Here is a 6,856-nt window from a genome sequence, read left to right as displayed (position 1 = left end):
ATGACGGATGTGATTAATCCAAAAAGAGCCTCGCCAGACCAATTACTCCCTTATCATAAAAAAATAAGTGCAGAGGGTAAAGCACAAATGATATGCTTTATCTCTTACACTTATATGGTACTAAAAGGAGCATGTCCAGAAAAACATGCTCCGAAAGAGAATCAATCTTTGATTTCGTCCCAGATACCAGCTTTGGTATAGAGTTCATAGAAATGGTTGGTAGGACCTACGCCTTTGCCAATGTCCAGAGAATGGGCAATGGCTGTTGTGATATAATCTTTGGCAATGCGCACTGCTTCTTCCACAGTTTTGCCTTTTGCCAGATTTGCCGCAATACAGGAGGACATGGTGCATCCTGTGCCGTGGGTATTCTTTGTATTGATACGGTCAGAATGAAGTGTCACAATGTTTTCCCCGTCAAAGAGCAGGTCTGTAGCGTCGTCTTCCAGATGGCCGCCTTTGATGAGCACGTTTTTGGCGCCCATTTTATGAATGGCTCTTGCTGCCTGTTCCATAGAAGCCAGGTCGTTGATCTTCAGACCTGTGATGACTTCTGCTTCCGGCAGGTTGGGAGTGATGACATAAGCCAGAGGAATCAGTCTGGTGATGAGTGCTTCTTTGGCTTCGGGCTGCATCAGGTCAAAACCGCTCTTGGAAATCATAACAGGGTCCAGCACAACATTCTTGGGCTGATACTGTTCCAGTTTGTCTGCAATGGCGTGGATGGTAGGAATCTGGGATACCATACCGATTTTTACAGCGCTTACTTCAATGTCTGTAAAAATGGCGTCAATCTGACCTTTGATGATTTCAGGGTCGATGTCCTGGCAGCCGAATACACCCTGTGTGTTCTGGACAGTTACCGCTGTAATAACGCTCATACCATAAGTGCCCTGTGCGGAAAATGTTTTCAGGTCTGCCTGAATGCCAGCGCCGCCGCAGGTGTCAGAACCAGCTATGGTCAATACATGTTTCATACTTCATTCCTCCTGTTTTCAAATACTCTTTTTTGCTGCCTGCACAAAATGGGCAGACTTCAGCAAAATCATGGCAATGACGCTGCCGCCGAAGGAGCTGAGCAGGAAAGAAGGCACAAAAGCCAATGCGCCGGCTTCCTGACCCATCAAAAGGATTGCCATGGGCACTGCCAAAAGACCGCCCAGAACCCCTGTGCCAACCACTTCCGCAGCTGCCGTTGCCCAATTGTTCTTTGTCATTTTATACATCATCCCTGCCAGAAACGCCCCTACCATACTGCCGGGGAATGCCAGCAAAGAGCCTGTGCCCATGAAGTTGCGCAGCAGGGAAATGCAGAAAGCGTTGATGACGCCGTAAGCAGGTCCCAGAAATACTGCCGCCAGTATATTCAGGGTATGCTGCACGGGGAAGCATTTGGATGCCCCCACAGGGATGTAAATGATATTCCCAGCCAAAACGCCCACTGCAATGAACATTGCCGAAATTGCCATTTTCTTTGTTTTCATAGTGCCTCTCTCCTTTTTTCTCAGTCCGTTTACATTGCTGGAAAAGGTGGGCATCCTTTGCATAAAAAAAGCACAGCCGCTTTGCTGTGCCTGTTCTGCAAGATTCCGCTTCCCTACGCTGGCATGATCCAGATCAGGTGAAATAAGGGTATCGGACCCATTACCGATTCTCAGCCGTTTGCGCGGCACCCCCAGCAAATGTAAAAATTTGTTGTTCTTCTGTCCACAGCATACCACTGTTTGTATTTTCTGTCAACGAGTTCAGGTGTACTTTTTCCCGAAATAAAAAGGCTGTAACCCTTCATTTTTCAAGGATACAGCCGTAGGGGCATCTTCATAAGAAAACAAAGAAAGCTGAAATCTCATCAAACAAAGGATTCCAGCTTTCTTATTTTTACTGAGATTTTATTTGGTATGTTTTCTTCTGAAGACAGCCGTCGCAATTCCCCTTAAGAAATTAATAAAACGGAAAACCAATGTTTTCTTAAGGGGAAGTTGCTTTCTTTTCATGCTTTTTTATTTCTCTGTTTTTGCCGCTTTTGTCACCGTTGTGACGCCGTCTTTTGTTTCCAGTGCATGACCGGTCAAATCCAGCATGCCCTGCAAAGGATAATAGAGGTCCCCGTCGATGGTGTAGCCTGTGAAGGTCACTTCTGTGCCGTTATAAGTCAGTTTGTTTTCCGCTCTTTTGGTAATGAGGCGGTCGCTTTCTTTCAGCAGCAGTTCATTGCCCAGTGTGGTGAAGGTACCGCTGTTTTTCAGTGCCAATGTGTTTGTAGTAACGTCAAACTGTGCGGAGAATCCGCCATTTGCGGACAACATTGCCGCATAGTCACGGAGTTTCACATACTTGGTGCCCATGATGTCCATGGTATGGAGGGTATAGTTGTTGCTGCCCATGTTCACAGGTTCCACGGAGAGTTTTCTTGCGTTTTCCAGACCTATCCAATCCAGTTCATAAGGCTTGATGCTGTCTGTGTAAATGCCGCTGACACCCATTGCCAGCAGGTCCTCAAACTGCAAATAGCGGTTTACCGTATGGGCATAAACCTGCACATCTTTCGCCTGGAAAGTGTCCACGATAGACTGAGTCAGGCGGCTTTTTTCAATGGTCACAACGCCAATGCCGTTTTTGGCGCAGAAATCCGCTGTTTCTGCATAGTCTACATTGGTCTGCAAATACAGGGTATAAATCCACTGAGGGAAGTCATAGATTTCCTTGATCCAACCCAACATTTCCTCGCTATAAATCTGCGGGATAATGCGGTCCAGAATTTCGGGATGACCAATATTGTTGGCAATATTCTTCAGATCCTGGAACTGTTTCTGGACAGTGGCTTTATCTGTATCCTTTGTATCTGTCACCAGATACACGTCTGTGTAAGTGGTCATCAGATACATCAGGTCTACAGCTGTCATAGGGGTCTGTTCATAAATGATTTTCTGATTCTGGAAAGTATTGCTGTCCATGACCAGATTGCTGCCCGGTTCGATTTCCAGACGGTAATAACTGCCGTCAGCGTCGAAGTCATGGCGCACCACCAGTGCCCCGTCAGATGTATAGATAAAATCCGCCTCCATGACGCGGTAGCCGTTTTCCCAAGAGGAAATAAAGGCTTCCTGAGAGTTGGTTTCGATTTTTCCGTCATATTCCCCCAAAGCGTGGGCAATGAGGGGATTTCCTGCGGTCCAGTCCGCATTCGCCGCATACGCATTGGCAGGCACCAGCAATACCCCCAGCATGGCTGCCACTGCCATAGCGCTCAGTCTTTTTCCTTTCATCTCATCACACTCCATATTCTGGTAAAATATTCTTCAGACACAAAAAGGCAGAAGCATAGTCTCCCCATGCCCTGCCCCTTGTTGTGTTCGGTTTATTCTTCGTCTTCGTACATGTCGTAGAAAGCGTTGGAAACTTTGTCGAATTCATCGTCATCTTCGATAACGTTCAGTTCGATTTCGTCGCCAACTTCTTTGTATTCATACAGCAGAACGGTTTCGTCTTCCAAAGGAAGCAGGGCAATGTATTCTTTGCCTTCCAGACCTTCCACTTCAAATACGCCCAGAATGCCGCATTCCATTTCTGTATCGTCGTCCAGTGTCAGGAACATGGTTTCCAGATCCATTACGTCTTCTTCGTGTTCGTGGTCATGACCGCAGCCGCATCCGCATTTTTCGCTCATATTCGCTACCTCCTGCAATGTTGTTTTTTACTTAAAAGTTCCTTATTTATGATACATGATTTCCATGATTTCCACAATGATTTTTTCGGGATTTATTTTTTCTTTTTTGTTACAAACTTCTTGCCGCTTTTTGCCTGTCCTTTGGGCTGGGATTTTTCCTTGGGCTGGGATTTTCTAGGCTCCAAGTCTTTTTTGGTCTTGGTGCTGTCGGTAAGCTTGCCGTAAACCATGTCTTTCTGGGCAAAACGCAGTCCCCATACCTTTTCGTACTTATGAATCCAGCGGCGTTCATAAGGGGTTACGATGGAGATGGCACAGCCTGTCTGTCCCTGTCTGCCGCAGCGTCCCGCCCGATGGAGATAATGGGTAGGGTCTTCGGGAATATCCAGATTGATAACATGAGTCACGTCAGGGATGTCCAGACCTCTGGCACCAATGTCAGAAGCCACCAATACCTGCACACGACCTTCTCTGAAATCGTCCAGTGCTGTTTTTCTGTCCAACTTGCCTACCTGACCGTAGATGCCAGCTGCCTTAATGCCATGGTAATTGAGCTTGTCCACAGTAACCTCGATGTTTTCCGGGTTATTGAGAAATACCATAGCTTTTTTCGGTTTTTCCCCTGCCAGCACTTTCCGCAGCATGAGGAATTTTTCTCTGGGTGCAGTCAGGATAAAGTAATGGGAAATGGTATCGGGAACCTGTCCCACCTGAGAAGCCCCTTCCACAAAAAGGGCATCTTCCTTCATGATTTCTTTTGCACGCTGCTGGGTTTCGCCGCCAACGGAAGCAGAAAGCAGCACCAGCTGTCTGTCACGGAGAGTTGTTTTGATCACAGCCTGCACCGCCGCGAAATTGCCATCTTCCAGCAGTCTGTCCCCTTCATCCAGCACGATGGTCTTTACCAGATGTGCCTGAATTTTTTTCCGTTTGATCAGGTCCAAAATACGACCTGTGGAGCCTACTACGATGGGCGGTTTTTCACGAAGGCGTTCCACCTGACGCTGCAATCTTGCAGTACCGATGATAAGGGCACAGCCCACATTAACGCCAGCGTTCTTTGCCAGCAGTTCCGCCTGACGGTGCACCTGCGCAGCCAGTTCATGGGTAGGTGTCAGGATGATTGCCTGTGTGCCCCTTACATTGGGGTCAATCCGCTGAAAAATGGGCAGCAGATAAGCCAATGTCTTACCAGAGCCTGTTTCCGATCTGCCGACCACGTCTTTCCCTGTCATGATGGCAGGGATCATTTTTGTCTGTATATCTGTGGGCACGGTGATGTCCTGCTTTGCCAAGCCTGCCACAAGGGCGTCGGACAGTCCCAGTGTCTGAAAATTCTGTTCCATGGTTCCATTCCTTCCTAATAATCAAAGCCTTTCGTCGTTTTTCCCATTATATCCGCTTTTCCGCAAGCTGTAAACCTCCGGCGCCGTCTTTCGCCGCAAAATAGTCCAGAATACCGCAGTAAATGCCCCATGCCATCTGTTCCTGATAAGTATCGTCATTGAGTTTGGCTTCTTCCGCTCCATTTGACAAAAAGCCGCACTCCACCAATGCCGCCGGAATCTGGGTGGTGCGAAGGATGTAATAATCGCTGTTTGCCTTGATTTGTCTGGTGTTCTCTTTGTCTACCCTCTGCCGCAGACTTTCCTGTATGCATTGGGCAAGAGCTTTGCCTTCCTCGCTCTGGCTATGGTAAAAAACCTGTGCCCCTTTGGCGGAGGAAGAAGGAAAGGCGTTCTGATGGATACTCACCAGCAAATCCGCGCCGCTTTCATTGGTGATTTCTTTCCGCACCCGCATATCCTCCTGTTTGCTCTGCCCCAAAGCCATGCCGTCCCCTCTGGTCACATAGACCCTTGCGCCCCCCTGTTCCAGATATGCCTGCAATTTTTTCACAATGGCAAGGTTCAGTTCCTGTTCATCCACACCGGTTTTCCCTGTTTTTCCCGGGTCCCAGCCGCCGTGCCCCGCATCCAGCACAATGGTCTTTTCCGCCACAGGCAGCATGGTTTCCGCTGCCCGTCCCTGATGGAGCACACAAAGGCAAATGACCATACAACACGCCCATAACAAATATCGCCGCTTCTTTTCGTCCATATCCATTCCCCCCTCCTGTCATGTTTATGTTTTAGACAGGAAAAAAAGACGGTCGTGCCAAAAATAGCCGTCACCGTCTTTTTTCCTAAGGAAATGGGAATTTATATTTTACGAAATGTTCGGAATCTTTCCAGTTTTTCTTTGTTTCTGGGGCATTTGCAGCAGTACCAATGCGCCAAAGAGTAGCGCAACACCCAGCCAGCCAAAGCCATCCGGCACTTCGCCAAAAGCAACTACCCCCATAAGGGTTGCCGTCAGGGGCTCCGCAAAGGCAAGAACAGAGGCTTTTCCCGAATCCATACGGGACAGCCCTCTGGTATAGAGCAGAAAAGGAAGAAGGGTACACACCAAACCCAGCAGTAAAATGCCGCCTGTCAGAGAAAAATCACTGACTGCCAGAGAAAACATGTCCGCCGGATGGGACAGAGGCAACATGGCAGCAGATGCCATAAGGAATGTATAGAGTGTCACCGTTTCGGAAGTATATTTTTTCAGGGCGAATTTCCCGAAAATACTATAAAGAGCATAACAGAAACCAGATGCAACACCTGTGAGGATGCCCAGTACCGTCACATGGAAACTGCCGCTGAAAATCCCTGTGGTGCAGATGCATCCAGCCAAAGCGAATACAAGCCCTTTCACCTTCTGGGCAGTGATTTTCTCATGAAACAGCACCGCAGACAATACCATAACGAAAAAAGGCGCTGTATAAAGGAGGATAGCTGCCACGGACAATGTGGTGACGCTGATGGTCACAAAGTAAAAGATGTTGAATCCGGCAATGCTGCAAATGCCTGTGCCTAAGAACATCCACAGGTCTTTCCAATCTATGCGGCAAAGTTTCCGGTCTTTGCAAAAGAGCAGCAAAAACAGCCCTACAGCCGTCACCAGACTGCGCAGCGCCGTAATCTGCACGGCATCAAACCCTACCGCCGACAACTTGCGGGAAAACAATCCAATGACACCCCAAAGACATCCTGCCGCAATGACCATGAGCCCTGCCATTTCTTTCTTCTGCATACCTTACCGCCTTCCTTTCCGAAATATCTGCCCTCAGTATAACGCCCCTCTTGTATAAAGTAAAACGCT

Annotated in this window: 8 protein-coding genes and 1 riboswitch; of the genes, 1 reads left to right on the top strand and 7 read right to left on the bottom strand. The window is 48.0% G+C overall.

Annotated features, from left to right (window positions below):
• Nucleotides 1–201 (top strand): hypothetical protein (locus INF29_RS14525; protein WP_207728147.1); only part of this gene is annotated, 201 nt, incomplete at its 5' end.
• Here INF29_RS14525 and thiD read toward each other — a convergent pair.
• The 7 genes from thiD to INF29_RS08940 all read right to left on the bottom strand — a co-directional run bounded on the left by thiD (nt 162) and on the right by INF29_RS08940 (nt 6,787).
• Nucleotides 162–977 carry a bifunctional hydroxymethylpyrimidine kinase/phosphomethylpyrimidine kinase gene (gene thiD / locus INF29_RS08970; RefSeq protein ID WP_072848953.1) on the bottom strand — a complete coding sequence of 272 codons (816 nt, stop codon included), beginning with the start codon at nt 975–977 and terminating at the stop codon, nt 162–164. The two genes, INF29_RS14525 and thiD, sit on opposite strands and share 40 nt — an antisense overlap.
• Nucleotides 978–995: 18 nt before the next feature.
• On the bottom strand, nt 996–1,484 hold the full coding sequence (thiW, locus tag INF29_RS08965) for an energy coupling factor transporter S component ThiW (protein WP_072849058.1): 489 nt from the start codon (nt 1,482–1,484) through the stop codon (nt 996–998).
• A gap of 93 nt (nt 1,485–1,577) precedes the next feature.
• Nucleotides 1,578–1,687, bottom strand: a riboswitch (TPP riboswitch).
• Between the two features lie 313 nt (nt 1,688–2,000).
• Complete coding sequence (locus INF29_RS08960; RefSeq protein WP_193486090.1) at nt 2,001–3,266, bottom strand: PI-PLC domain-containing protein; 1,266 nt, start codon at nt 3,264–3,266, stop codon at nt 2,001–2,003.
• A 92-nt stretch (nt 3,267–3,358) separates the two neighbouring features.
• Nucleotides 3,359–3,667: a DUF1292 domain-containing protein gene (locus tag INF29_RS08955; RefSeq protein WP_022255590.1), complete on the bottom strand. Its 309-nt coding sequence runs from the start codon at nt 3,665–3,667 to the stop codon at nt 3,359–3,361.
• A 92-nt stretch (nt 3,668–3,759) separates the two neighbouring features.
• Entirely contained in the window at nt 3,760–5,013 is a 1,254-nt protein-coding gene (locus INF29_RS08950; RefSeq protein ID WP_193486087.1) for a DEAD/DEAH box helicase, read from the bottom strand.
• Nucleotides 5,014–5,059: 46 nt separating this feature from the next.
• Nucleotides 5,060–5,767 carry an N-acetylmuramoyl-L-alanine amidase gene (locus INF29_RS08945; RefSeq protein ID WP_243184133.1) on the bottom strand — a complete coding sequence of 236 codons (708 nt, stop codon included), beginning with the start codon at nt 5,765–5,767 and terminating at the stop codon, nt 5,060–5,062.
• A 108-nt stretch (nt 5,768–5,875) separates the two neighbouring features.
• The gene (locus INF29_RS08940; RefSeq protein ID WP_193486081.1) at nt 5,876–6,787 is read right to left on the bottom strand and encodes a DMT family transporter; all 912 of its coding nucleotides are present in this window, start codon (nt 6,785–6,787) and stop codon (nt 5,876–5,878) included.
• Nucleotides 6,788–6,856: the final 69 nt, after the last annotated feature.

The sequence above is a fragment of the Anaerotignum lactatifermentans genome (genome assembly GCF_014982935.1).
In the GTDB taxonomy this organism is placed as follows: domain Bacteria; phylum Bacillota; class Clostridia; order Lachnospirales; family Anaerotignaceae; genus Anaerotignum; species Anaerotignum lactatifermentans.
The sequence above is the reverse complement of the archived record's forward strand: the minus strand, read 5'-3'. Positions and strand labels throughout refer to the sequence as shown.

What these genes read in the sequence shown, in the direction of transcription:
- INF29_RS08950 (WP_193486087.1), bottom strand. Translation starts at nt 5,013, where the DNA reads ATGGAACAGAATTTTCAGACACTGGGACTGTCCGACGCCCTTGTGGCA.
- INF29_RS08945 (WP_243184133.1), bottom strand. Translation starts at nt 5,767, where the DNA reads ATGGACGAAAAGAAGCGGCGATATTTGTTATGGGCGTGTTGTATGGTC.
- INF29_RS08955 (WP_022255590.1), bottom strand. Translation starts at nt 3,667, where the DNA reads ATGAGCGAAAAATGCGGATGCGGCTGCGGTCATGACCACGAACACGAA.
- thiD (WP_072848953.1), bottom strand. Translation starts at nt 977, where the DNA reads ATGAAACATGTATTGACCATAGCTGGTTCTGACACCTGCGGCGGCGCT.
- thiW (WP_072849058.1), bottom strand. Translation starts at nt 1,484, where the DNA reads ATGAAAACAAAGAAAATGGCAATTTCGGCAATGTTCATTGCAGTGGGC.
- INF29_RS08960 (WP_193486090.1), bottom strand. Translation starts at nt 3,266, where the DNA reads ATGAAAGGAAAAAGACTGAGCGCTATGGCAGTGGCAGCCATGCTGGGG.
- INF29_RS08940 (WP_193486081.1), bottom strand. Translation starts at nt 6,787, where the DNA reads ATGCAGAAGAAAGAAATGGCAGGGCTCATGGTCATTGCGGCAGGATGT.